Genomic DNA, 23,061 nt, shown 5'->3' with positions numbered 1-23,061 from the left:
ACACAGGTGGTGTTCCAAGCAGCCGGACCCGACCCAGCACCTAGAGGCGAAACTACGCCAATCGCCCGGGCGTGACAATGGCCGAAATGTGACACAAGGCCCCTTTCGTCAATTTTGTTGGACGTAACGCCTTATTGACACATTGCGGGTCGATCCATACTCTCGGCATCAGTCAGTCCAGCAGGGACTCTCCGATGCGTGAGTGGTTACCGAGTACGGACACATCATCACCGCGTCGAACGGCGCCACTTTACTCGCCCGAGGAACGCCGCCGCCGCGACGAAAGCGTGTGGACTCTGGTGCAGGGCATCCTGGCCCCGCTGCAGTTTCTGGTGTTCCTGGTCAGCCTGGGTCTGGTGCTTCGCTATCTCGCAACCGGTGAAGGGGCTGCTGCTGCCACTATCTCGGTCGTGGTGAAGACCGCCGTTCTCTACCTCATCATGATCACCGGCTCGGTGTGGGAAAAGGTGGTGTTCGGCCATTGGCTGTTCGTGCCGGCCTTCTTCTGGGAAGATGTCTTCTCCATGCTCGTGCTGGCGCTGCACACGGCCTATCTGGTCGCGCTGGGCTGGCATCTGCTCGACGCGCGCGGCCTGATGCTGCTCGCGCTCGCCGCCTATGCGACCTATGTCATCAATGCCGGACAGTTTGTGCTGAAGCTGCGCGCGGCCCGGCTGCAGGCGGCGGATGAGCGCACCACCGGGGCGGTGGCGGCATGAGCGGGCAGTTGATCCTCGACCCCGTCCCCAAGAGCGTCGATTGCGCCCCGGTGCTGCGCGAACGCGGCCAGCGCGAGGTGTTCTGCGGCCTGACCGGCATCATCTGGCTGCATCGCAAGCTGCAGGATGCATTCTTCCTGGTGGTCGGCTCGCGCACCTGTGCGCACCTGCTGCAATCGGCCGCCGGGGTGATGATCTTTGCCGAACCGCGCTTTGCCACTGCGATCGTCGAGGAGCGCGATCTGGCCGGCATGGCCGATGCGCAGGAAGAGCTGGATCAGGTGGTCGACAAGCTGCTGGCGCGGCGGCCCGACATCAGGCTGCTGTTCCTGGTCGGCTCGTGCCCGTCCGAAGTCATCAAGCTCGATCTGGCCAAGGCGGCCAGCCGGCTGTCGGCCAAGCACGCGCCGGCGGTGCGCATTTTGAACTATTCGGGCAGCGGGATCGAGACGACCTTTACCGAGGGCGAGGATGCCTGCCTGGCCGCGCTGGTGCCCGAACTGCCGCGGGCGGACAGCGCCACGCAGCTGCTCGTCGTCGGCACCCTGCCCGACATTGTCGAGGATCAGTTCACCCGCCTCTTTGCCGCGCTCGGCATCGCGCCGGTGCGCTGGCTGCCGGCGCGCCGCGCGGACGACCTGCCCCCAGTCGGCCCGGGTACGCGCTATCTGCTTGCCCAGCCCTTTCTGGGGGAGACCGCGCGCGCGCTGGAGGATCGCGGCGCGACGCGGATCGACGCGTTGTTCCCGTTCGGCGCGGAAGGCACAGCGGACTGGCTCCACGCCGCCGCCCAAGCCTTTGGCGTGGACGAGATGCATTTCCGCGCGGTGATCGCGCCGATGCGCGAACGCGCCAAGCGCGCGCTCGCCGGCCTGCGCGAGCAGCTGGCCGGCAAAAGCGTGTTCTTCCTGCCCGACTCGCAGCTGGAAGTGCCGCTTGCGCGCTTTCTGGCGACCGAGCTTGGCATGGTGCCGATCGAGGTGGGCACGCCTTACCTCCACCGCCGCCATCTGGCGCGCGAACTGGCGCTGCTGCCGCCGGCGACGGTGCTGAGCGAGGGCCAGGATGTGGAGCGTCAGCTGGACCGGGTGCGCGCCGCGCGGCCCGACCTCACCATCTGTGGCCTGGGGCTTGCCAACCCGCTGGAGGCGGAAGGCTTCACCACCAAATGGGCGATCGAGCTGGTGTTCTCGCCCATCCACGGCTTTGAACAGGCCGGCGATCTGGCCGGGCTGTTCGCCCGCCCTTTGCGCCGGCGCGACGTGCTGAGGGTGCCATGCAGCTGACGGTGTGGACCTATGAAGGCCCGCCGCATGTCGGCGCGATGCGGGTGGCGACCGCGATGGAGGGCGTGCATTATGTCCTCCACGCGCCGCAGGGCGACACCTATGCCGACCTGCTGTTCACCATGATCGAGCGCGCGCGGCGGCGGCCGCCGGTGACCTATACGACGTTTCAGGCGCGCGATCTTGGCAAAGACACCGCCGAGCTTTTCCAACAGGCCGCGCGCGACGCCTATGCCCGCTTCCAGCCGCAAGCGATGCTGGTCGGCGCGTCGTGCACCGCCGAACTGATCCAGGACGATCCCGGCGGCCTCGTCAGCGCGCTCGATCTGCCGGTGCCGGTTGTGGCACTCGACCTGCCAAGTTACACCCGGAAAGAGAATTGGGGTGTATGCGAGACGTTCTACCAAATCGTCCGCCAGCTTGCCGACCGCGATATCCGCCCCGCCCCACGCGAGGGGCGCCGCCCCCGCGCCAACCTGCTGGGGCCGACGGCTTTGGGCTTCCGCCACCGCGACGACGTGACCGAGGTCAGCCGGATTCTGGCGGCGATGGGGATCGACGTTCACCTGGTCGCCCCGCGCGGCGCGACACCGGCCGACATTGCCGGCATTGGTGCGGCCGATTTCAACATCCTGCTCTACCCCGAAGCGGGGGACAGCGCGGCACGCTGGCTGGAGCGGACCTTTGGTCAGAAGACAGTGCGCACCGTCCCCATCGGCCATGGCGCGACGCTCGACTTCATCAACGAAGTGGCGGCGATCGCCGGAGTCGACCCTACGCCCGCCCTGCCCAGCAACCTGCCCTGGTGGAGCCGCTCGGTCGACTCGACCTATCTCACCGGCAAGCGCGTCTTCATCTTTGGCGACGCGACCCACGCGATTGCCGCCGCCCGCGTCGCCCGCGACGAGCTGGGCTTCGAGGTGGTGGGCCTGGGCTGCTACAACCGCGAATTCGCCCGCGAACTGAAGGCGGCCGCCCGAGCCCATGGGCTGGAGCCGCTCGTCACCGACGATTATCTGGCGGTGGAAGCGGCGATCCAGGCTGCCCAGCCCGAACTGGTGCTGGGCACGCAGATGGAGCGCCACATCGCCAAGCGGCTGCGCATTCCGTGCGCGGTGATCTCCGCCCCGGTCCATGTGCAGGACTTCCCGGCCCGCTACAGCCCGCAAATGGGGTTTGAGGGCGCCAATGTGCTGTTCGACACCTGGGTCCACCCGCTGGTGATGGGGCTGGAGGAACATCTGCTGACGATGTTCCGCGACGATTTCGAGTTTTCAGACGCGGCCGGCGCCAGCCATCTGGGCGCCGGGCTCGCCGAACCGGCGCTGGCCCCAGAGCAAAGCGCGGCAGAGGCCGCGATCCACAGCTGGACGCAGGAAGCCGAGCGCGAACTGAAGAAGATCCCGTTCTTCGTGCGCGGCAAGGCGCGCCGCAACACCGAGGCGTTCGCCACCGCGCAGGGCCTGTCGCTGATCACCATCGACACGCTGTACGAGGCAAAGGCGCATTATGCCCGCTAGCGCCCCCCATACCCGCGTGGTCATCGTCACGCTCGACAACCATCTGGCCGGTGCCGTGGAACGGGCCGGCGCGCGGCTGGCGGCGCAAGGCACCGGCATCAGCATCGGCCTGCATGCCGCCGCCGACTGGGGCGATGGCGGCGAGCCGCTCGCCCGGTGCCTGGCAGACATTGCCCGCGCCGACATCATCATCGCGACGATGCTGTTCGTCGAAGACCATATCCGCGCGGTGCTGCCGGCAATCGAGGCGCGGCGCGAGGCGTGCGACGCGGTGGTCGCGCTGATGTCTGCCGCCGATGTGGTGAAGCTCACCCGGATGGGCGGCTATCGCATGGATGCGCCCGCCAAGGGGCCGCTCGCGCTGCTGAAGAAGCTGCGCGGCTCGTCGCGCAACAGTGCGGCCGGCGCTGGGCAGATGCGGATGCTGCGCCGCCTGCCGAAGATCCTGCGCTTCATCCCCGGCACCGCGCAGGATGTGCGCGCCTATTTCGTCACGCTGCAATATTGGCTGGCGGGATCGGACGACAATGTCGTCAACATGGTCCGCGCGCTGGTGGACCGTTATGCGAGCAACGGCCTGAAGGGGCGCTGCCCGGCCGAGCCGCCGCGCGATTATCCCGAGATCGGCGTCTATCATCCGCGGCTGCCCACCCGGCTGGTGGAGGATGCGCGCGCACTGCCCGCGCCGAAGCCGGTGCAGGGCACGGTCGGCCTGTTGCTGCTGCGCTCCTATCTGCTCGGCCGCGACACCGCGCATTATGACGGCGTGATCGCGGCGCTGGAGGCGCGCGGGCTGCGGGTGATCCCGGCCTTTGCCAGCGGGCTCGACTCGCGCCCGGCGATCGAGCGCTATTTCCTGAACGACGGCGCGCCGGTGGTGGATGCGGTCGTCTCGCTGACCGGCTTCTCGCTGGTCGGCGGCCCGGCCTATAATGACGCCGAGGCGGCCGAGGCGATGCTGGCGCGGCTCGACGTGCCCTATATCGCCGCCCACCCGATCGAGTTCCAGACGCTGCAGCAATGGGGCGCCGGGGCGCAGGGGCTGCTGCCGCTGGAAGCGACGATGATGGTCGCCATTCCCGAGCTGGACGGCGCGATCCAGCCCAGCGTGTTCGGCGGCCGCGCGGGCGCCGGGGGCGATTGCTGCGACGGCTGCGACCGGCATTGCAGCTTCCCCGATGACGGGCTTGCCCGCCAGATGCTGAGCTGCCCCGAGCGGGCCGAAGCGCTCGCCGAGCGCGTGGCGCGCCTTACCCGCCTGCGCCACAAGCCGCGCGCCGAACGCAATCTGGCGATCGTGCTGTTCAACTTCCCGCCCAATGCCGGCGCGACCGGCACGGCGGCGCATCTGGCCGTGTTCGAATCGCTTCACGAGACGATCACGCGGCTGGCGCGCGAGGGTTATGATGTCACGCCACCGGCCAGTGTCGACGCGCTGCGCGACGCTTTGCTGCACGGCAATGCTGCGCAGCATGGTGCCGATGCCAATGTCGCCGCGCGCATCTTGGCCGACGACCATGTCCGCCGCGAACGCCATCTGCGCGCGATCGAGGATGTGTGGGGGCCCGCCCCCGGCAAGCAGCAGAGCGACGGTGCCGCGATCCAGATTCTGGGCGCGCGCTTCGGCAAGCTGTTCGTCGGCATCCAGCCCGCCTTTGGCTATGAAGGCGATCCGATGCGCCTGCTGTTCGAGCGCCGCTTTGCGCCGACGCACGCATTCAGTGCCTTTTACCGTTGGATTGCCGAGGATTTCGGCGCGGACGCGGTGCTGCATTTCGGCACGCATGGCGCGCTGGAATTCATGCCCGGCAAGCAGACCGGCATGAGTGCGGCCTGCTGGCCCGAGCGGCTGATCGGCGCGCTGCCCAATTTCTATCTCTACGCCGCCAACAATCCCTCCGAGGGGTTGATCGCCAAGCGCCGCTCGGGCGCGACGCTGATCAGCTATCTGACGCCGCCGCTTGCCGAAAGCGGGCTGTATAAAGGGCTTTCCGAGCTGAAGGCGCTGCTCGAACGCTGGCGTGCCTCGGCGCAGGAAGAGGAGCGCGCACGGCTGGAGCCGATGATCCGCGCCGCTGCCGCCGCTGTCGATCTGGAGGAGGACGATCTGGGCGCGCTGTCGGCCCGGCTCTATGAGGTCGAGCGCGAACTGATCCCGCACGGCCTCCACGTGCTGGGCCGCGCGCCAGATGCCGATACGGGTGCAGCCTGGGCCGGTGCGATTGCCGCCGCCAGCCCCGAGCGCGATTCCGCAGCGCTTGCCGCCGCGCTTGCCCATAATGACGAGCTGGGCGCGCTGGTCCATGCGCTGGACGGCGGCTTTGTGCGGCCGGCACCGGGTGGCGACCTGATCCGCACGCCGGACATTCTGCCGACGGGGCGCAACCTGCACGGGTTCGACCCGTTCCGCATCCCCGGCAGCTTTGCGCTGGCGGAAGGCAGGCGCCAGGCCGAGGCACTGATCGCGCGCCACACCGAAAGCGGCGCCCCGCTGCCCAAGAGCCTCGCCATGATCCTGTGGGGCACGGACAATCTGAAGAGCGAAGGCAGCCAGATCGCGCAGGTGCTGGCGCTGATCGGCGCGCGGCCGCATTTTGACAGCTATGGCCGTCTGTCGGGCGCCGAGCTCATTCCGCTCGAAGAGCTGGGCCGCGCCCGGATCGACGTGGTGGTGACGCTGTCCGGCATTTTCCGCGACCTGCTGCCCTTGCAGACGCGGGTGCTGGCCGAGGCGGCCCTGCTCGCCGCCAGCGCCGACGAGCCGCTGGAGCTGAACCCGGTGCGCGCCCATGCACTGGCCTATCAGCAAGCGCATGGCTGCGATCTGGAAACCGCATCGCTGCGCGTCTTTTCCAATGCGGAAGGGTCTTATGGCGCCAACGTCAACCTGCTGATCGACAATGGCGCCTGGACCGACCCGGACGAGATTGCCGATGTGTTCGAGCGGCAAAAGGGCTTTGCCTATCGCGCATCGGGCAAGGCGGAACGCCAGGCCGAGCTGCTGCAGTCAGCACTCGCCGATGTCGAGCTGACCTATCAGAATCTCGACTCGGCCGAACTCGGGGTGACCGATATCGATCATTATGTCGATGCGCTGGGCGGGGTGAGCCGGTCGGTCGCACGCGCTCGCGGCGGCGCGGCGGCGCCGACCTATATCGTCGATGCAACGCAAGGCGCAGCAAAGGTCCGCACGCTTGGCGAACAGGTGGCGCTGGAAACCCGCACCCGGCTGCTCAACCCCGTCTGGCACGAGGGCATGTTGCGCCACGGTTATGAAGGCGTGCGCGCCATCGAAACGCATGTGACGACGACGATGGGCTGGTCCGCCACCACCGGCGATGTCGCGCCGTGGATCTATCAGCGCACGGCGGAAACCTTCGTGCTCGACGCGGAGATGCGCGAGCGGCTGGCGTCGCTCAATCCAAAATCGGCGGCGCGCGTCGCCCAGCGTCTGCTGGAGGCCCACGACCGTAACTACTGGCAACCGGACGAGGCAACACTGACGGCGCTGCAGGCCGCCAGCGATGCCCTGGAAGATGCACTCGAAGGCGTAACCGCGCGTGCCGCGGCATGAGGAGATAGTATGGCGTTGCTCGATCCCCCCACCCGCCGCGAAGATGGCGAAGGCAGCGTTCAGGTCCGGCTCGACCCGAGCGACCGCATCAGCACGGCCAAGGTATTTGCGATCTATGGCAAGGGCGGCATCGGCAAGTCGACGACCTCGTCGAACCTCTCCGCTGCCTTCTCGCTGCTCGGCAAGCGCGTGCTGCAGATCGGCTGCGACCCCAAGCATGACAGCACCTTCACGCTCACCAAGAAGCTGATGCCGACGGTGATCGACGTGCTCGAACAGGTCGAGTTCCACCATGAGGAACTCCGCCCCGAGGACTATATGTTCGAAGGGTTTAACGGTGTGATGTGCGTGGAGGCGGGCGGCCCGCCGGCGGGCACCGGCTGTGGCGGCTATGTGGTGGGGCAGACGGTCAAGCTCCTGAAGCAGCACCATCTGCTGGAGGATACCGACGTCGTCCTGTTCGACGTGCTGGGCGATGTGGTGTGCGGCGGCTTTGCGGCCCCACTGCAGCATGCCGAACGCGCGGTGGTCGTCACTGCGAACGACTTTGACAGCATCTTCGCGATGAACCGCATCATGGCGGCGATCGGGGCGAAGGCGAAGAATTACGAAGTACGGCTGGCCGGCTGCATCGCCAATCGCTCCGCCGGCACCAACGAGATCGACCGATTCTGCGACGCGACCGGCATTTCGCGGCTTGCCCATCTGCCCGATCTGGACGCGATCCGCCGTAGCCGGCTGAAGAAATGCACCATCTTCGAAATGGAGGACACGCCCGAGATCGAGGCGGCACGCAACGAGTATAAGCGGCTGGCCGCCCTGCTCTGGGCCGGCGTCGAGCCGTGCCAAGCGAACCCGATGAAGGATCGCGACATCTTCGAATTTCTGGGGTTCGAGTGATGGTGAGCACCACCTACTCCCAGCATCGCGGCCGGCTCGAAACCTATTTCGACAAGACGGCGGCGAAGACGTGGGAGACGCTGACCTCCGACGCGCCGGTTTCGGGCATCCGGGCCACCGTGCGCGCCGGGCGCGACGCGATGCGCGACACGCTGCTCTCCTGGCTGCCGCAGGACATGCACGGCATGCGGTTGCTGGATGCCGGTTGCGGCACGGGCGCGCTGGCGGTGGCAGCGGCCGAACGTGGCGCCGACGTGGTGGCGGTGGACGTGGCCGGCAGCCTGGTCGACATCGCCCGCCGCCGGGCACCCGAAGGGCTGGCCATCGACTGGCGCGTGGGTGACATGCTGAGCCACGAGCTGGGCCGGTTCGACCATGTCGTCGCGATGGACTCGCTCATTCATTATCCCGCGCGCGACATTGTGCGCGTGGTCGAGCTGCTCGCGGCGCGGACGGAGCGGTCGATTGCCTTCACCATCGCGCCGCGCACGCCGGCACTTTCCGCGATGCACGCGATCGGTGGCCTGTTCCCGCGCGCCGACCGGGCACCGGCGATTGCGCCGGTCAGCCCGGCAAAGCTCGAACGGATGCTGGGCGACAGCCTGCCCGGTGGCCATGTCGGCCGGCGCGCTCGGATCTCGAAGGGTTTCTACATCAGTCAGGCGGTGGAGGTGCTGCCGTGAAAGGCACCGCCCTTCCCCTCTGGGCAAGGCTCGGCACGCGCTTCCTTCCCTTTGCGGATGCGGCGAGCACCGATCTGCCCTTGGGGCGGCTGTTGCGGCTGGGGCTGTTCCAGGTGTCAGTGGGAATGGCGTTCGTGCTGATCAACTTCACCCTCAACCGGGTGATGATCGTGGAGATCGGCGTCTCGGCCAGCCTGGTGGGGGCAATGGTGGCGCTGCCGCTGCTGTTCGCGCCGGCGCGGGCGCTGATTGGCTACAAGTCCGACAATCACGTGTCGGTGCTGGGCTGGCGCCGGGTGCCCTATATCTGGTTCGGCACGGTGATGCAGTTCAGCGGCCTGTCGATCATGCCGTTCGCGCTGCTGCTGATGACCGGTCACGGCGCGCTGGGCGGTGCCTGGATCGGCGTTGCCGGTGCCTGTCTCGCCTTCCTGCTGGTGGGGGCGGGAATGGCGACCGCGCAGACGGCCGGCCTCGCGCTTGCCACCGATCTGGCGCCGGAGGCAAAGCGCCCGCGCGTGGTGGCGCTGCTCTATGTCATGCTGCTGATCGGCATGTTCTTTTCGTCGCTCCTCTTCGGGCGGCTGCTGGGCGCGTTCAACCCGACCCGGCTGGTCGAGGTGATCCAGGGCACTGCACTTGCCACGATGGTGCTCAACGTCATCGCGCTGTGGAAGCAGGAAGCCCGCGTGGTCGGTGGCACCAGCCGCGTCGATACGGTCGACTTTTCCAGCCAGTGGCGCGATTTCGTGAAGGTGCGCCGCACCCGCCGGCTGCTGATCTCGCTGGCGCTGGGCGCGGCCGGCTTTTCGATGCAGGACATCCTGCTGGAGCCCTATGCCGGTCATGTGCTGGGGCTGAATGTGGGGCAGACGACGGCGCTGTCGGCGCTGTGGTCGGCCGGGATGATCGCCGGCTTTGCCTATGCCGCGCGCGCACTGGGCCGGCAGATGGACCCCAACCGGCTGGCCGGGATGGGCGCACTGATCGGGGTCGCCGCCTTTGCAGTGGTGGTGCTGTCGGCGCCGCTCGTCTCCGTCAGCATGCTGTGCCTGGGCGCCTTTGGCATCGGCCTGGGCGGCGGGCTGTTCGCGGTGTGCACGCTCATTGCCATGATGGATCAGGCCGAGCCCGGCAAATCCGGCCTCGCGCTCGGCGCCTGGGGCGCGGTGCAGGCCTCGGCGGCGGGCGTTGCCATTCTGGTGTCGGGCGCTTTGCGCGACGGCTTTGGCGCGCTTGCCATGTCGGGCGCGCTGGGTGCCGGCCTGGTCGATCCGGCCAGCGGCTACAGCTTTGTCTGGCACATCGAAATTGCCCTGTTGTTCGCGACCCTGGTCGCCATCGGTCCGCTGGCGCGGCGCCCCGATGTTTTGCCCGAGCGCCCCGTTACAGATTTCGGCCGAGGACTGGTCTGACGAGACTACCGAGAAGGATAGGGTTATGAACTTGCAGCTCACCCAACACATCGACGTCGCACTGTTGGTGCTCGACGCCTTTTTCCTCTTCTTCCTTGGGTTGATCATCTATCTGCGCCGCGAGGACCGGCGCGAAGGCTATCCGCTGGAAGACAATGTGTCTGGCGCGCCCGAAAGCTATGGCTCGGCGTTCCTGATGGCGCCGCCCAAGAGCTTCAAGCTGCCCTTCGGCCATGGCACCGTGACCACACCGACCAAGGACCGCGAACCGGTGGCCATCGCCGCGCGGCGCTGGGATGCATCGCCGGGCTCTGGCCTGGTGCCGACCGGGGATCCGCTGGTCGATGGCATCGGCCCGGCTGCCTATGCTCAGCGTGCCAAGCGGCCTGACGTCGACTGGGAAGGCCATCCGCGCATCGTGCCGATCAGCACCGCCGGCGACTTCACCGTCGAGCGGCGCGATGCCGACCCGCGCGGCTATGCCGTGGTCGCCGCAGACGGCCGCAAGGCCGGCGTGGTGACCGACCTGTGGATCGACAAGGCCGACCGGCTGATCCGCTATCTGGAGGTGGAGATTGATGGCGGTCGCCGCGTGCTGACGCCGATGTTCATGGCCAGCATCAGTCGGTCGCGCAGCCAGGTGACGGTGACCGCGGTCACGGCGGCCCAATTCGCCAATGTCCCCGCGATCGAGGGCAGCGGCGTCATCACGCTGTACGAGGAAGAACGCGTCCAGGCCTATTATGGCGGCGGCTTCCTCTACGCGACACCGGAACGGGCGGAGCCGCTGATATGATCACTGAGTATGAGAATGAGCCGATCCCCGGCCTGCCGGGGCTGCTGCCGCCAGGGGAGCGCATCCTGTGGCAGGGGCGCCCCGACTGGCAGGTGCTGGCGCGCACCGCGTTCCACACCGGCGCCGTCGCCGTCTACTTCGCGGTGCTGACGCTGTGGGCGGCGATTGCCGGCACCGCGCAGGGCGCGCTGATGACGGCGACCGCGGGAGTGGCAGGGGTCGGGATCCTGTATCTGCTGGCCTGGGTCTGCGCGCGCACGACCTATTACACGCTGACCAACAAGCGGATTGTGCTGCGCATCGGCATGGCGCTGCCCAAGTGCATCAACCTGCCGCTCGGCGCGATTGGCTCGGTCGATCTGCGCCGCCGCGCGCGGGGCACTGGTGACCTGATCGTGAAGCTCACCGGGCGCCAGCGGCTGGGCTATGCCGCGCTCTGGCCGCATGCCCGTGCGTGGCACTATGCGACGCCGCAGCCGATGCTGCGCGCACTGCCCGAGGTTGAGCGGGCCGGCGCCCTTATCGCGCGGACGATCCAGGCGGCGCAGGGCGGCGGCGTGGTGCCCGCCGGCGCGACGGCGGGGCCGGTGCTGGTCGGCGGACAGGCGGTGGCGGCATGAGCCACAGCCACGCCGAACAGCTGCCCCGGGGCGCGCTGATCATCTCGGCGGCGCTGGTCATTACCGCGCTGACGGCGACCAGCATCGCCCGGCTGATCGGCCTGCCGCCCGCCGCCCAACCGGCGGCCGTGCGCGAAGCCGATCATGCCGGGCTCGTCAGCCAGCGCAGCCTGACCTTCGTTGATCGCGCCGATGGCGCGGTGGTGATTGCCGACCGCAGCACCGGTGCGATTGCGCAGACGATCGCCCCCGGCACGAATAGCGGCTTCATCCGCGGCGTACTGCGCGGCTTTGCCCGCGACCGGCGGCTGCGCGGCCTGGGCGGCGACCAGCCCTTCACGCTGTCGCTGTGGCAGGACGGGCAGCTGACGCTGACCGACAGCGCCACCGGCCGCACGGTGGAGCTGGGCGCCTTTGGCGTCACCAACCGCGATGCCTTCATCAACTTGCTGAACAGGCAGGAGAACAAATGACCTTGCTGCGCCGCACCCGGTTCGAAACGCCGTGCCGGATCGAGATCGACAATAGCGACACTGCATGCCACGCCCATGTCGAGCTGGCCGGCAATGTGCCGATTACTGCCGGCGACCGGGTCTGCGTGCAGGGTGAGCCGATCACCGTCCGCTTCGGCCAGCGCGCGGTCATCGAGCGGATGGCCGTGGTCGAACGCGCCGGCCTGATCGAGCGGCTGTGGACCAAGTTCACCGCCCATTTCGAAATGAGTGAATTGTACGAAGTCAGCTTTACGCCCGGGAGGATTGCATGAGCACCACGGCACCCGTTATCGAAACCGGCGAAGACGCGCTGAAGGTTGCGCAGCAGGACACGATGCTGACGCCGCGCTTCTACACCACCGATTTCGACGCGCTGGACCGGATCGACGTGTCGAGCGTGCGCCGCGAATGGGACGCGCTGATCGCCGAAATGGAAGCCGACCCGAACAAGCGCCACTTCCGCCGCACCGAGAAGTTCGACGGCGTCATTGAAAGCCTGCCCGACAATCTGCGCGCCGAGTTTGTCGACTTTCTGGTGAGTTCGATGACGGCCGAATTTTCCGGCTGCATCCTCTATGCCGAAATCGCCAAGCGGGTGAAGAACCCGGACATCAAGCAGCTGTTCAGGCTGATGAGCCGCGACGAAAGCCGCCATGCCGGCTTCATCAACGACACGCTGAAAGATGCCGGGATCGGCGTGAACCTAGCCTTCCTCACCAAGACCAAGAAATACACTTATTTCCAGCCGAAATTCATCTTCTACGCGGTCTATCTGTCTGAAAAGATAGGGTATTCGCGCTACATCACCATCTATCGCCATCTGGCGCGCCACCCGGAGCTGCGCTTCCACCCGATCTTCGAATGGTTCGAGGAATGGTGCAATGACGAGTTCCGCCATGGCGAGGCGTTCGCGCTGCTGATGCGCAACCAGCCCGAGCTGCTGAAGGGCCATAACCGGCTGTGGATCAAGTTCTTCCTGCTCTCGGTCTATGCGACCATGTATGTGCGCGACCACAACCGGCCGTCCTTCCACGCCGCACTCGGCATGGCACCGACCGATTATGACTATCGCGTGTTCAACACCTGCTCGCAGATTAGCCGGCAGGTCTTCCCGCTGACGCTGGATATCGACAACCCCGCCTTCCGGCGCGGGATGGAGCGGCTGCGGCGCATTTGCGAGGCGATGGACGCGGCCAAGGCGCAGGGCGGCGTGATCGGCTGGGCGAAGAAGAACGCGCTGGCAGTGGCGGCCGGGGTCAGCTTCCTGCGGCTGATGTTCGTGCCGTCCGAAAGCAATGCGCTTCCCGCAACCGTTCGTCTGCAACCCGCATGGTGAGCATCGCGGTCCCGCCGCTGCTGTTCGCGCTGGCCTGCTGGTTCTTCGGCACGGCGGCAATCGTGTGGCTCGACAGTCGGCCGCGCGCGACCTTTGCGACCAGTTTCCGCCTGGCCGGGCTGGTCGCGCTGGCGGCGCTGGTGGCGATCGTCGCGCTGCGCGGCGACGGCAGCACGGCGGCGGCCTATGCCAGCTTTGCCGGCGCGATCGCGCTGTGGGGCTGGCATGAAATGGGGTTCCTGATGGGCTTTGTCGCCGGCCCGCGCCGCACCCCCTGCCCGCCCGGGCTTTCCGGCTGGACGCGGTTCCGCGCGGCGAGCGAGACGGTGATCCACCATGAAATCGCGCTGGCCGCGACCGCGCTGGCGCTGTTCGCCTTGTGCTGGGGTGCGGCCAATCAGGCCGGGCCGCTCGCCTTTGCGCTGCTGTTCGTGCTGCGGCTCTCGGCCAAGCTGAACCTGTTCCTGGGCGTGCCGAGCCTGTCGGACGAGGTGTTTCCGCCCCATCTCGACTATCTGAAAAGCTATTTCCGCAAGGCGCGGTGCAACTGGCTGTTCCCGCTGTCGATCCTGGGCGGCGGCGCGGTCACCTGGCTGGCGTGGAATGCCGCGGCGACCGCGGCGACCCCCGGCACCGCTGCCGCTGCGATGATGCTCGCCGGCCTCGCCTTCCTCGGCGTGGTCGAACATCTGTTGCTCGTCCTGCCGCTTCGCGATGCCGCGCTGTGGCTGTGGGCGGGCGATCCGCGCCGCGTAACACCTCAGGCGATTCCTGCCCCATCCCCCGCGGCGAAGACCGCCCCGAAGAGCGAAAGGTGAGCTCGATGAACTACGATGCATATTTTGCCGACCAGCTGGATGCACTGAAGGCCGATGGCCGCTATCGCATCTTTGCCGAGCTGGAACGCAAGGCGGGCGCCTTTCCCCAGGCTGCGCATTATCGGGGCGACGGGGTCGGCGAAGTCACCGTGTGGTGCTCCAACGACTATCTCGGCATGGGCCAGCACCCGGTGGTGACGACTGCGATGCACGACGTGATCGACCAGTGCGGCGCCGGGGCCGGCGGCACGCGCAACATCTCCGGCACCTGCCACGCGCATGTCGAGCTGGAGCGCGAGCTTGCCGACCTGCACCAGAAGGAAGCGGCGCTGCTGTTCACCAGCGGCTATGTCTCCAACTGGGCGGCGCTCTCCACGCTCGCGGCCAGGCTGCCCGATTGCGTGGTGCTGTCCGACGCGCTGAACCATGCCTCGATGATCGAGGGCATTCGCCACAGCCGCGCCGAATGCCAGCGCTTCGCCCATAACGACCCAGAGGATCTGGACCGGCGGCTGGCGGCGATCGCGCCGGGCCGGGCCAAACTGGTCGCGTTCGAAAGCGTTTACTCGATGGACGGCGACATCGCCCCGATCGAGGAAATCATCGAGGTGTGCGAGAAGCACGGCGCGCTGTCATACATCGACGAGGTGCACGCGGTCGGCCTCTACGGCCCGCGCGGCGGCGGCGTGGCCGAGGCGCGCGGCCTGATGGACCGGATCGACGTGATCGAGGGCACGCTGGGCAAGGCGTTCGGCGTGATGGGCGGTTACATTACCGGGTCGGCGGCGCTCGTCGATTTCGTGCGCAGCTTTGCCAGCGGGTTCATCTTCACCACCGCGCTGCCGCCCGCGCTCGCGGCCGGCGCCACCGCCAGCATCCGCCATCTGAAGACCAGCCAGATGGAACGCGCCCGCCATCAGGAGCGCGTGGCAACGGTGCGGCGGCGGCTGCACGCGATCGGCATTCCGACGCTGGAGAACCCCAGCCACATCATCCCGGTGATGGTTGGCGATGCCAAGAAGTGCAAGATGATCAGCGACTGGCTGCTCGACCATCACGGCATCTATGTGCAGCCGATCAACTACCCCACGGTGCCGGTGGGGACGGAGCGGCTGCGCATCACCCCCTCGCCCGTCCATTCCGACGCCGATATCGACCGGTTGGTGACGGCGCTCAGCGAAATCTGGTCGATGTGCGAACTCGCCCGGGGATCGATGGCGGCTTGACCTTGGCGGGCCGGGGCCGTCAGGCCCCGACCGTCTCGCCGGCGAGCACTGCCTTGACGGCGGCAATCGCTTCGGCGCCCTTTGCCCCGTCCGGCCCGCCGCCCTGCGCCATGTCGGGCCGGCCACCGCCGCCCTGGCCGCCGAGCGCTGCGACCGCTGCCTTGAGCAGGGTCACCGCGTTGTGCGCGGCCGTCAGATCGTCGGTCACGCCGACCGCGACCGAGGCGCGGCCGTCATTGACCGCCACGATCATGGCGATGCCCGATCCCAGCCGCGCCTTCATCTCATCCACCGCACCGCGCAGGCCCTTGGGGTCCAGCCCGTCGACCACCTGGCCCAGAAAGGCGATGCCCGCCACCTGATCCGGCCCGGCGGGCGCCGCGCCCGCGCCGCCGCCCAGCGCCAGCGCCTTTTTCGCCTCGGCCAGCTCGCGCTCCAGCCGGCGGCGCTCCTCCACCAGCGCGGCAACGCGGGCGGGCACCTCATCGGGTGCTGCGCGCAGTACGCCGGCCGCCTCGCGCAGCCGCTCGTCGCGATCGGCAAGCCACAGCCGCGCCGCCTCTCCGGTCAGCGCCTCGATCCGCCGGATGCCGCTCGAAACCGCGCCCTCGGCAATGATCTTGAACAGCGCGATATCGCCCAGCGCGCCCACATGCGTGCCGCCGCACAGTTCCACCGAATAGGCATGGTCATCCTCATGCCCCATGCTCAGCACGCGCACCTCATCGCCATATTTCTCGCCGAACAGCGCCATCGCGCCGGCGGCAATCGCGTCGTCGGGCGTCATCAGCCGGGTGGAAACCGCCGCATTGCCCCGGATCTGGCGATTGACGTCTGCCTCAATGAGCGCGATTTCCTCGGGCGCCACCGGCTTGGGATGCGAAAAGTCGAAGCGCAGCCGGTCGGGCGCGACGAGGCTCCCTTTCTGCGTCACATGGGTGCCCAGCCGGGTCCGCAGGGCGGCATGCAGCAGGTGCGTCGCCGAATGGTTGGCCCGCACCTGCGCGCGGCGCGCGGTGTCGATCGCCAGATGCACCGTGTCACCCAGCTTCACGCCGCCCGCCTCGACCACAGCATGATGGACGTGCAACCGGCCGAGTGCCTTGGCGGTATCGTCAACCCGCGCGGCAAGGCCCGCATCGCCGCCGATCCGGCCGGCATCGCCCATCTGGCCGCCGCTTTCGGCATAAAAGGGCGTCTGGTTGGTTAGGATCGCCACCGTATCGCCGGCCGCTGCCGCATCGACGCGCGCACCGCCCTTGACGAGGGCAACCACCTGCCCCTCGCCCGCATCGGCGGTATAGCCGGTGAATTCGGTGCCGCCGAACTCCTCGGCAATGTCGAACCACACATCGTCCGACGCCTTTTCGCCCGACCCTTTCCATGCGGCCCGCGCGGCGCGCTTCTGCTCGGCCATCGCGGCGTCGAACCCGGCGCGGTCCACGGCAAAACCCTGCGCGCGCAGCGCATCCTCGGTCAGGTCATAGGGAAAGCCATAGGTGTCGTAGAGCTTGAACGCGGTCGCCCCGGGCAGCGTGCCGCCGGCCGCCAGCGTCGCGGTCGCCTCGTCGAGCAGCTTCAGCCCCTTGTCCAGCGTCTGGCGGAAGCGGGTTTCCTCCTGCTCCAGCGTCGCCTCGATCAGCGGCTGCGCGCGCACCAGTTCGGGATAGGCAGCGCCCATTTCGGCGACCAGCGCCGGCACCAGCCGGTGCATCAGCGGGTCCTTCGCGCCCAGCAGATGGGCGTGGCGCATTGCCCGCCGCATGATCCGCCGCAGCACATAGCCGCGCCCTTCATTCGCCGGCAGCACGCCATCCGCCACCAGCATAGAGGTGGAGCGCAGATGGTCGGCAATCACCCGGTGGCTGGCGCGCGCCGCACCATCGGCGGGCGTCGCAGTGAGCGCGGTGGAGGCGGCGATCAGCGCCTTGAACGTGTCGGTATCATAATTGTCGTGCACGCCCTGCAGCACGGCGGCCACGCGCTCGATCCCCATGCCGGTATCGATCGAGGGGCTGGGCAGCGGGGTGCGTACGCCCCCGGCCGCCTGCTCAAACTGCATGAACACCAGGTTCCAGATTTCAACGAAACGGTCGCCATCCTCATCCGGGCTGCCGGGCGGGCCGCCGGGAATATGGTCGCCATGGTCATAGAAGATTTCCGAGCACGGCCCGCATGGGCCGGTATCGCCCATCGACCAGAAATTGTCGCTGGTCGGGATGCGGATGATACGCGCCTCGGGCAGGCCGGCAATCCGGCGCCACAGGTCGAAGGCTTCGTCGTCGGTGTGATAGACCGTTACCGTCAGCCGGTTGGGGTCGATGCCCCATTCGCGGGTGACGAGGTTCCACGCCAGGCTGATCGCGCGTTCCTTGAAATAATCGCCGAACGAAAAATTGCCCAGCATTTCAAAGAAAGTGTGGTGCCGCGCGGTATAACCCACATTGTCCAGGTCGTTGTGTTTGCCGCCCGCGCGCACGCATTTCTGCGCGCTGGCCGCCGTCACATAGGGCCGCGTTTCCAGGCCGGTGAACACGTTCTTGAACGGCACCATGCCGGCGTTGACGAACATCAGCGTCGGGTCGTTGTGCGGCACCAGCGGGGCGGAGGCGACGCGGGCATGGCCCTGGCTTTCGAAATAGCCCAGGAACGAGCGGCGAATGTCGTTGGTCGAGGTCATGCGCGCTGATCTAGGGCGCGTCGCCGCCGCGCTCAAGCAAAAGCGCTCACTGCGCTCCCTGTTCCATCAGTAGCGGCACCAGCACTTGCTGCTCCTGGTCGGTCATTGCCGCCAGCCGCGCGCGCTTGTCAGCAAAGGCGGCGCGATATCCCGCCCAGTCAGCCTGCATCGCTTCGGGCGACCATTTCCAGACATAGTCACGCAGATAGGCCTCGGTATCGCGGCGCTGCTGGGCAAGCGCGTCGACCGCTCCCGCCGGGTCAGGCGGCAGCGCCTCGATCACTGCGTCAACGATCGCGCGGCGTTTGCGCTCGATCCGGCTCAACTGCCAGCGATTGCGTATGGTAAGATCGAGCGCAGGGCTCGATTCACTTAGCGCCAGCTCGACCATTTCGATCGCCTCGCGCATCCATTGGTGGCTCTGGGTCAGATCGACCAGCAACGACTGCGCGCGGGCCACGGCCTGCGGCTGCCTCGATGCCGGCGTCGACCGCTTTGCGTTAGCTTCATCCACAGTGCTGACCGTTATGCCCCGCCTCTATTGCCGTTCAACAATAATGTATCGTTTCGTGCCAAGCGCTTAATCGGGATGGCGGTAATTATACCGGCCGCGACTCAGCCGATCGGGCTGTCGAGCGTCGCGGGCGGCGTGCTGAACCAGCGGGGGCCAGCCGCCGTCATGTAGAAGCAATCTTCCAGCCGCACGCCGAACTTGCCCGGCAGGTAAAGCCCGGGTTCGTTCGAAAAACACATGCCGGGGGCAAGCGGCGTTGCCTCGCCATGGACCAGATTGACCGGTTCATGCCCGTCCAGCCCGATGCCATGGCCGGTGCGGTGCGAGAGGCCCGGCAGGCGATAGCCAGGGCCATAGCCCCAATCCTGATAGGCGCGGCGCACCGCATCATCCACGCTGCCCGCCGCCGCGCCGGGTTGGGCCGCGCGCATCGCGATGTGCTGGCCGTCGCGCACCTGGTTCCACACGCGGCGCTGCTCGGCGCTCGCGGCACCGAAGACGAAGGTGCGCGAAATGTCGGACTGATAGCCCTCCACGGTGCAGCCACAGTCCATCAGCACGATCTCGCCCGGCGCTACCCGCTGCGGCGCGCGGCTGCCATGCGGATAGGCGGCTGCCTCGCCGATCAGCACCAGCGCAAAGCCCGGGCGGCCGCCCAGTTTCGCGGTCGCGGCATTCATCAGCGCGCCGATCTGCGCCGGCGTCATGCCCGGCTCGATGCGCGGATGCGTCCAGCGATAGGCCGCCATGGTGATGTCGGCGGCCTTCTGCATCAGCGCGATCTCGGCCGCGCTCTTGATCATCCGGCAGCCGCGCACCACCGGATTGGCGGAGACCACCGGCATATCGGGCACCAGCCGCGCGACGCCATCCGCCGCAAAGAAGCGCGCGGTTTCCTCGATCGCCAGCTTGCCCTTCAGCCGGCGCTCCTTCAGCCAGTCGGCGATCAGCTTCAGCGGGCTTTCATCCTCCTGCCACACCCGCACCTCAGCGGGCACCGCCAGCGTCTGACGGACGGAGGGTTCTTCAAAGAATGGCGTCACCACCAGCGGCTCGCCCTCCACCGGCAGCACGGCGGCGGTGATCCGCTCGCTACGGCTCCATTCGACGCCGGTGAAGTAGATCAGGCTCGCCCCGGGTTCGATCAGCACCGCGCCGATGCCGGCCGCGCGCATCAGCGCCTGCGCGCGTGCGATCCGGCCCGCGCGCTCGGCCGGGGTGATCGGCACCACGTCACCCGTCATCGGCGCCAGCGTCGCCAGATCCGGCTCGGCGGCGCGCACCACCGCATGCCACAGCGGAAGCGTGAGCGCCCCGGCAATCACGGCGCGGCGGTGCATCTTCATTTCTGCCCCTTTCGTAGCTGCTGTCGCGCGCCAAGCGATAGGGTGCTTGACCCGGGCGCGGCAATCCCCTTGGACTGGCCGCCGGCAAACAAAGGAAAACAAGGCGCGATGGGCCGCAAGCTGACTTTCTACATCATGATCGGTCTGGGGCTTGGCCTGGTGACCGGCTGGGCACTGCATGCGGCGATCCTAGCGGCCGATCCGGCGACCGCGGAAACGCTGAAAGGGGTGGCACAGGTTTTTCCGATCATCACCACGCTGTTCCTGCGGCTGATCAAGATGATCATCGCGCCGCTGGTGCTCTCCACTCTCGTCGTCGGCATCGCCCATATGGGCGATACCAGCGCGCTGGGGCGCATCGGCCTGCGCGCGCTGGGCTGGTTCGTGTGCGCCAGCCTGCTGTCGCTGACGCTTGGCATGGTGCTGGTGCATGTGCTGCAGCCCGGCGTCGGGCTGGGCCTCGCTTTGCCGGCGGCAGCCGAGGCGAGCGGCATCGACAAGGCGGCCTTCAACCTGAAGGACTTCATCACCCACGTCGTGCCCTCCTCGATCATCGACGCGATGGCGAAGAACGAGATCATCCAGATCGTCGTCTTTTCGATCTTTGCCGGCGTCGCCATCACCGCCATCGGCAAGCAGGCGCAGCCGCTGGTCGATGCGGCCGAAGCGCTGGCGGCGGTGATGCTGCGGATCACCAATTATGTGATGCTGTTCGCGCCCGTCGCGGTGTTTGCCGCCGTTGCCAACAGCCTGGCCGAACGCGGGCCGGAAGTGATTGGCGACCTGGGCTATTTCATGCTCAGCTTCTATCTGGCGCTGATCATCCTGTGGGCGCTGCTGGCCGGCATCGGCTTTGTGTTTCTGGGCAGCCGCATCGTGCCGCTGGTGCGGGTGGTGCGCGATCCGCTGATCCTGGCCTTTTCGACCGCATCGTCGGAGGCCGCCTATCCGCGCACGCTGGAAGCGCTGGAGAAGTTCGGCGTGCCGCCCAAGATCGCCAGCTTCATGCTGCCACTCGGCTATTCGTTCAATCTCGACGGGTCGATGATGTACATGACCTTTGCCTCGCTGTTCGTGGCGCAGGCCTATGGCATCCATCTGTCGCTCAGCGCCCAGATCACCATGCTGCTGGTGCTGATGGTGACGTCGAAGGGCATTGCCGGCGTGCCGCGCGCCAGCCTTGTGGTGGTGGCGGCCACACTGCCGCTGTTCAAGATTCCCGAGGCCGGGCTGCTGCTGATCCTGGCGGTTGACCATTTCCTCGATATGGGGCGCTCTGCAACGAACGTGGTGGGCAATGCGGTTGCCACCGCGATCATCGCCAAATGGGAGGGCACGCTGGAAACGCCGGGCGAGGAAGCACCAAGGCCAGCCTAAAGCCGCGATGCGACGAACGGCGCGGCATGCCGGTGGACGCCGGCGGCCGGCAAGCGCATGATACCGGGCAGGAGGCGATGCGATGGCCTGGCTTCTGTCTCTCTGCCGCGCGACGATGTTGCTGCTCGCAGCCGCATTGCTGGCGAGTTGTGCTTCCATCCGCCTGGTGCCCGCTTATGACGAGCAGATCGATGCCGGGCTGACCACGCTCTATGGCGACACCAGCGCCTTCGTCGAGCGGATGATCGAAAGCGCGGGCACGCCGGTTGGAAGCTATGACGCGAATCGCAGTTTTTACGATAGCGCCGATGCCCGCGTTGCCGCGCTGGTGGTGCGCGCCGAGGCGCACCGGGTGCTGAAGGACTGCCCGTCGCCCGCGATCATCACCCGCGCACTGGACAATGCGCAGATCCCGGCCGAAGTGCGCGGCGCGATCGGCAGCCTGCCGCGCGACGATTGCCAGGTGGTGCTGATGCGGCTGATCGGCACCGGCTTTCAGACGATGCGCAAGATCCACGAGCTGCGCGGGGCGCGCGGGCTGCCGCCGGAAGCGCGTGACCAGTTTCTGACCGGCGGCGTTGGCGCCCAGTTGCGCGCGGCAATCACCGTCGAGATCGCCAAACGCGCGCGATAGGAGAAGGGCAATGGGCATCGATCTCGACGGGCTCGTCGGCCAGATGGTGGACGCCGGCCGCACCGCCGCCAGCGACATCTGGGGTCAGATTCAGGGGTTCGCGATTCCCGAGCTGAAGAAGATCGCCGTCCAGATCGAGGCGCTGGCCGACCCTGACAGCCCCTGGAGCAAGGCCGAGAAGAAGCTGCTGTTCAAAATGCAGTGCGACGCCGCGATCAGCGTGATCGTCGCAATGACCAGCCTGACGATGCTGGCGGTGGAACGCGCGATCAATGCGATCCTGGCGGCGGTGCGCGGCGTCATCAACGGCGCGGTCGGCTTCGCGCTGGTGTAAGTGCGTGGGCATCGTGATTGCTGCGGCACTCGGCGCCGAGGTCAAGATTGCCGCAGCTGACCGCGAGGCCGACGCGACATGCGTCAGCCGTGCGGCGCCTCCTCAGGCATAGGCATAGGGCCCGCCCTTTTCGAGCGCGGTGCGATAGGCGGGGCGAGCATGGATGCGCGCGAGCCATGCCAGCGTCGCCGGGCGCGCGCCATTATCGAGCCCCGCGCGGCTGTGCGCGGCCTCCAGCGGGAAGCTCATCATGATGTCGGCGGCTGTCATCTCGTCGCCGGCAAACCAGGGCCGGCTGGCAAGTTCCGCCTCGATGAAATCGAGATGCGTGTCGATCATCGGCTGGATACGCTTCTGCGCGGACTTGCCGAACAGCGGCACGCGGCTGAGCACCAGCTTCACCAGCAGCGGCGGCATCACCGACCCTTCGGCATAATGCAGGAAATAGCGATAGCGCAGCACCGCAGCCCGGTGCGCGGGCGGGCCGAGCCGGCCATCGGCCTTGTCCACCAGATACTCGACGATCGCGCCGGTCTCCGCGACGACGCAGCCCTCATCCTCGATCACCGGCGACTTGCCGAGCGGATGAACCTTGCGCAGCTCCGGCGGTGCCAACATCGTGGCCTTGTTCCGCTCATAGCGGCGGATTTCATAGGGCAGCGCCAGTTCCTCCAGCATCCATAGCACGCGCTGGGACCGGGAATTTTCAAGATGATGGACAATGACCATGATGTCTCGCTGCTGCTAATGGGCCGTTCAGCCGCCATCCTATCGCTTGGCCGGGCGATG

At 67.4% G+C, this 23,061-nt stretch carries 21 protein-coding genes; 17 read left to right on the top strand and 4 right to left on the bottom strand.

Going from position 1 to position 23,061, the window contains the following annotated elements; all coding sequences use genetic code 11:
• Window positions 1-194 precede the first annotated feature (194 nt).
• Genes bchF through hemA form a run of 14 tightly spaced genes read left to right on the top strand, consistent with a single transcriptional unit; the run spans window position 195 to window position 15,387 of the window.
• Entirely contained in the window at window positions 195-719 is a 525-nt protein-coding gene (gene bchF, locus K2Y03_RS08170; protein ID WP_294089865.1) for a 2-vinyl bacteriochlorophyllide hydratase, read from the top strand.
• Window positions 716-2,005: a ferredoxin:protochlorophyllide reductase (ATP-dependent) subunit N gene (locus tag K2Y03_RS08165; RefSeq protein ID WP_294089864.1), complete on the top strand. Its 1,290-nt coding sequence runs from the start codon at window positions 716-718 to the stop codon at window positions 2,003-2,005. Before bchF ends, K2Y03_RS08165 begins: the two co-directional genes overlap by 4 nt.
• Complete coding sequence (gene bchB / locus K2Y03_RS08160) at window positions 1,996-3,525, top strand: ferredoxin:protochlorophyllide reductase (ATP-dependent) subunit B (RefSeq protein ID WP_294089862.1); 1,530 nt, start codon at window positions 1,996-1,998, stop codon at window positions 3,523-3,525. Before K2Y03_RS08165 ends, bchB begins: the two co-directional genes overlap by 10 nt.
• The gene (locus tag K2Y03_RS08155) at window positions 3,515-7,099 is read left to right on the top strand and encodes a magnesium chelatase subunit H (protein ID WP_294089859.1); all 3,585 of its coding nucleotides are present in this window, start codon (window positions 3,515-3,517) and stop codon (window positions 7,097-7,099) included. Before bchB ends, K2Y03_RS08155 begins: the two co-directional genes overlap by 11 nt.
• A gap of 9 nt (window positions 7,100-7,108) precedes the next feature.
• The gene (gene bchL, locus K2Y03_RS08150; protein WP_294089856.1) at window positions 7,109-7,999 is read left to right on the top strand and encodes a ferredoxin:protochlorophyllide reductase (ATP-dependent) iron-sulfur ATP-binding protein; all 891 of its coding nucleotides are present in this window, start codon (window positions 7,109-7,111) and stop codon (window positions 7,997-7,999) included.
• Window positions 7,999-8,682 carry a magnesium protoporphyrin IX methyltransferase gene (gene bchM / locus K2Y03_RS08145; protein WP_294089853.1) on the top strand — a complete coding sequence of 228 codons (684 nt, stop codon included), beginning with the start codon at window positions 7,999-8,001 and terminating at the stop codon, window positions 8,680-8,682. Before bchL ends, bchM begins: the two co-directional genes overlap by 1 nt.
• Complete coding sequence (locus K2Y03_RS08140) at window positions 8,679-10,097, top strand: BCD family MFS transporter (protein WP_294089851.1); 1,419 nt, start codon at window positions 8,679-8,681, stop codon at window positions 10,095-10,097. Before bchM ends, K2Y03_RS08140 begins: the two co-directional genes overlap by 4 nt.
• Before the next feature lie 25 nt (window positions 10,098-10,122).
• Entirely contained in the window at window positions 10,123-10,893 is a 771-nt protein-coding gene (gene puhA, locus K2Y03_RS08135) for a photosynthetic reaction center subunit H (RefSeq protein ID WP_294089849.1), read from the top strand.
• Window positions 10,890-11,513, top strand: coding sequence for a photosynthetic complex putative assembly protein PuhB (gene puhB / locus K2Y03_RS08130; RefSeq protein ID WP_294089847.1), 624 nt, complete (start codon window positions 10,890-10,892; stop codon window positions 11,511-11,513). Before puhA ends, puhB begins: the two co-directional genes overlap by 4 nt.
• Window positions 11,510-11,986 (top strand): photosynthetic complex assembly protein PuhC, encoded by a 477-nt coding sequence (gene puhC / locus K2Y03_RS08125; protein ID WP_294089845.1) that lies wholly within the window; start codon window positions 11,510-11,512, stop codon window positions 11,984-11,986. The genes puhB and puhC overlap by 4 nt, the downstream gene beginning before the upstream one ends.
• Complete coding sequence (locus K2Y03_RS08120; protein ID WP_294089843.1) at window positions 11,983-12,279, top strand: hypothetical protein; 297 nt, start codon at window positions 11,983-11,985, stop codon at window positions 12,277-12,279. Before puhC ends, K2Y03_RS08120 begins: the two co-directional genes overlap by 4 nt.
• Window positions 12,276-13,343, top strand: a complete 1,068-nt coding sequence (gene acsF / locus K2Y03_RS08115) for a magnesium-protoporphyrin IX monomethyl ester (oxidative) cyclase (RefSeq protein WP_294089842.1) — start codon at window positions 12,276-12,278, stop codon at window positions 13,341-13,343. Before K2Y03_RS08120 ends, acsF begins: the two co-directional genes overlap by 4 nt.
• Window positions 13,340-14,161, top strand: a complete 822-nt coding sequence (gene puhE, locus K2Y03_RS08110; protein ID WP_294089839.1) for a putative photosynthetic complex assembly protein PuhE — start codon at window positions 13,340-13,342, stop codon at window positions 14,159-14,161. Before acsF ends, puhE begins: the two co-directional genes overlap by 4 nt.
• Window positions 14,162-14,166: 5 nt before the next feature.
• Window positions 14,167-15,387, top strand: a complete 1,221-nt coding sequence (hemA, locus tag K2Y03_RS08105) for a 5-aminolevulinate synthase (RefSeq protein ID WP_294089837.1) — start codon at window positions 14,167-14,169, stop codon at window positions 15,385-15,387.
• Between the two features lie 19 nt (window positions 15,388-15,406).
• Here the strand turns inward: hemA and alaS are convergent, their stop codons facing one another.
• From alaS to K2Y03_RS08090, 3 genes are all read right to left on the bottom strand, one after another.
• Entirely contained in the window at window positions 15,407-18,067 is a 2,661-nt protein-coding gene (alaS, locus tag K2Y03_RS08100) for an alanine--tRNA ligase (protein ID WP_294089836.1), read from the bottom strand.
• Window positions 18,068-18,113: 46 nt separating this feature from the next.
• Window positions 18,114-18,527, bottom strand: coding sequence for a hypothetical protein (locus tag K2Y03_RS08095; protein ID WP_294089834.1), 414 nt, complete (start codon window positions 18,525-18,527; stop codon window positions 18,114-18,116).
• A 155-nt stretch (window positions 18,528-18,682) separates the two neighbouring features.
• Window positions 18,683-19,927: a Xaa-Pro peptidase family protein gene (locus K2Y03_RS08090; RefSeq protein ID WP_294089831.1), complete on the bottom strand. Its 1,245-nt coding sequence runs from the start codon at window positions 19,925-19,927 to the stop codon at window positions 18,683-18,685.
• Between the two features lie 108 nt (window positions 19,928-20,035).
• Between K2Y03_RS08090 and K2Y03_RS08085 the strand changes: the two genes are divergently transcribed.
• From K2Y03_RS08085 to K2Y03_RS08075, 3 genes are all read left to right on the top strand, one after another.
• A complete protein-coding gene (locus K2Y03_RS08085) occupies window positions 20,036-21,304 on the top strand; it encodes a dicarboxylate/amino acid:cation symporter (RefSeq protein WP_294089829.1) in 1,269 nt (422 codons plus the stop codon).
• 82 nt (window positions 21,305-21,386) lie between these two features.
• The gene (locus tag K2Y03_RS08080; RefSeq protein WP_294089827.1) at window positions 21,387-21,938 is read left to right on the top strand and encodes a hypothetical protein; all 552 of its coding nucleotides are present in this window, start codon (window positions 21,387-21,389) and stop codon (window positions 21,936-21,938) included.
• A gap of 10 nt (window positions 21,939-21,948) precedes the next feature.
• Window positions 21,949-22,272, top strand: a complete 324-nt coding sequence (locus tag K2Y03_RS08075) for a hypothetical protein (RefSeq protein WP_294089825.1) — start codon at window positions 21,949-21,951, stop codon at window positions 22,270-22,272.
• A 102-nt stretch (window positions 22,273-22,374) separates the two neighbouring features.
• On the opposite strand, the gene K2Y03_RS08070 is transcribed toward K2Y03_RS08075, so the two are convergent.
• Entirely contained in the window at window positions 22,375-23,001 is a 627-nt protein-coding gene (locus K2Y03_RS08070) for a glutathione S-transferase (RefSeq protein WP_294089824.1), read from the bottom strand.
• Window positions 23,002-23,061 lie beyond the last annotated feature (60 nt).

Origin of the sequence: Sphingomonas sp. (assembly GCF_019746015.1) — a bacterium.
Classification (GTDB): domain Bacteria; phylum Pseudomonadota; class Alphaproteobacteria; order Sphingomonadales; family Sphingomonadaceae; genus Sphingomonas.
This window is presented reverse-complemented; position numbering and strand designations above follow the sequence as displayed.

Coding starts and splice junctions, on each gene's coding strand:
- puhA (WP_294089849.1), top strand. CDS start 10,123: ATGAACTTGCAGCTCACCCAACACATCGACGTCGCACTGTTGGTGCTC.
- puhB (WP_294089847.1), top strand. CDS start 10,890: ATGATCACTGAGTATGAGAATGAGCCGATCCCCGGCCTGCCGGGGCTG.
- puhC (WP_294089845.1), top strand. CDS start 11,510: ATGAGCCACAGCCACGCCGAACAGCTGCCCCGGGGCGCGCTGATCATC.
- hemA (WP_294089837.1), top strand. CDS start 14,167: ATGAACTACGATGCATATTTTGCCGACCAGCTGGATGCACTGAAGGCC.
- K2Y03_RS08090 (WP_294089831.1), bottom strand. CDS start 19,927: ATGAAGATGCACCGCCGCGCCGTGATTGCCGGGGCGCTCACGCTTCCG.
- bchM (WP_294089853.1), top strand. CDS start 7,999: ATGGTGAGCACCACCTACTCCCAGCATCGCGGCCGGCTCGAAACCTAT.
- acsF (WP_294089842.1), top strand. CDS start 12,276: ATGAGCACCACGGCACCCGTTATCGAAACCGGCGAAGACGCGCTGAAG.
- bchF (WP_294089865.1), top strand. CDS start 195: ATGCGTGAGTGGTTACCGAGTACGGACACATCATCACCGCGTCGAACG.
- K2Y03_RS08165 (WP_294089864.1), top strand. CDS start 716: ATGAGCGGGCAGTTGATCCTCGACCCCGTCCCCAAGAGCGTCGATTGC.
- K2Y03_RS08155 (WP_294089859.1), top strand. CDS start 3,515: ATGCCCGCTAGCGCCCCCCATACCCGCGTGGTCATCGTCACGCTCGAC.
- bchL (WP_294089856.1), top strand. CDS start 7,109: ATGGCGTTGCTCGATCCCCCCACCCGCCGCGAAGATGGCGAAGGCAGC.
- K2Y03_RS08070 (WP_294089824.1), bottom strand. CDS start 23,001: ATGGTCATTGTCCATCATCTTGAAAATTCCCGGTCCCAGCGCGTGCTA.
- bchB (WP_294089862.1), top strand. CDS start 1,996: ATGCAGCTGACGGTGTGGACCTATGAAGGCCCGCCGCATGTCGGCGCG.
- K2Y03_RS08085 (WP_294089829.1), top strand. CDS start 20,036: ATGGGCCGCAAGCTGACTTTCTACATCATGATCGGTCTGGGGCTTGGC.
- K2Y03_RS08075 (WP_294089825.1), top strand. CDS start 21,949: ATGGGCATCGATCTCGACGGGCTCGTCGGCCAGATGGTGGACGCCGGC.
- alaS (WP_294089836.1), bottom strand. CDS start 18,067: ATGACCTCGACCAACGACATTCGCCGCTCGTTCCTGGGCTATTTCGAA.
- K2Y03_RS08080 (WP_294089827.1), top strand. CDS start 21,387: ATGGCCTGGCTTCTGTCTCTCTGCCGCGCGACGATGTTGCTGCTCGCA.
- K2Y03_RS08120 (WP_294089843.1), top strand. CDS start 11,983: ATGACCTTGCTGCGCCGCACCCGGTTCGAAACGCCGTGCCGGATCGAG.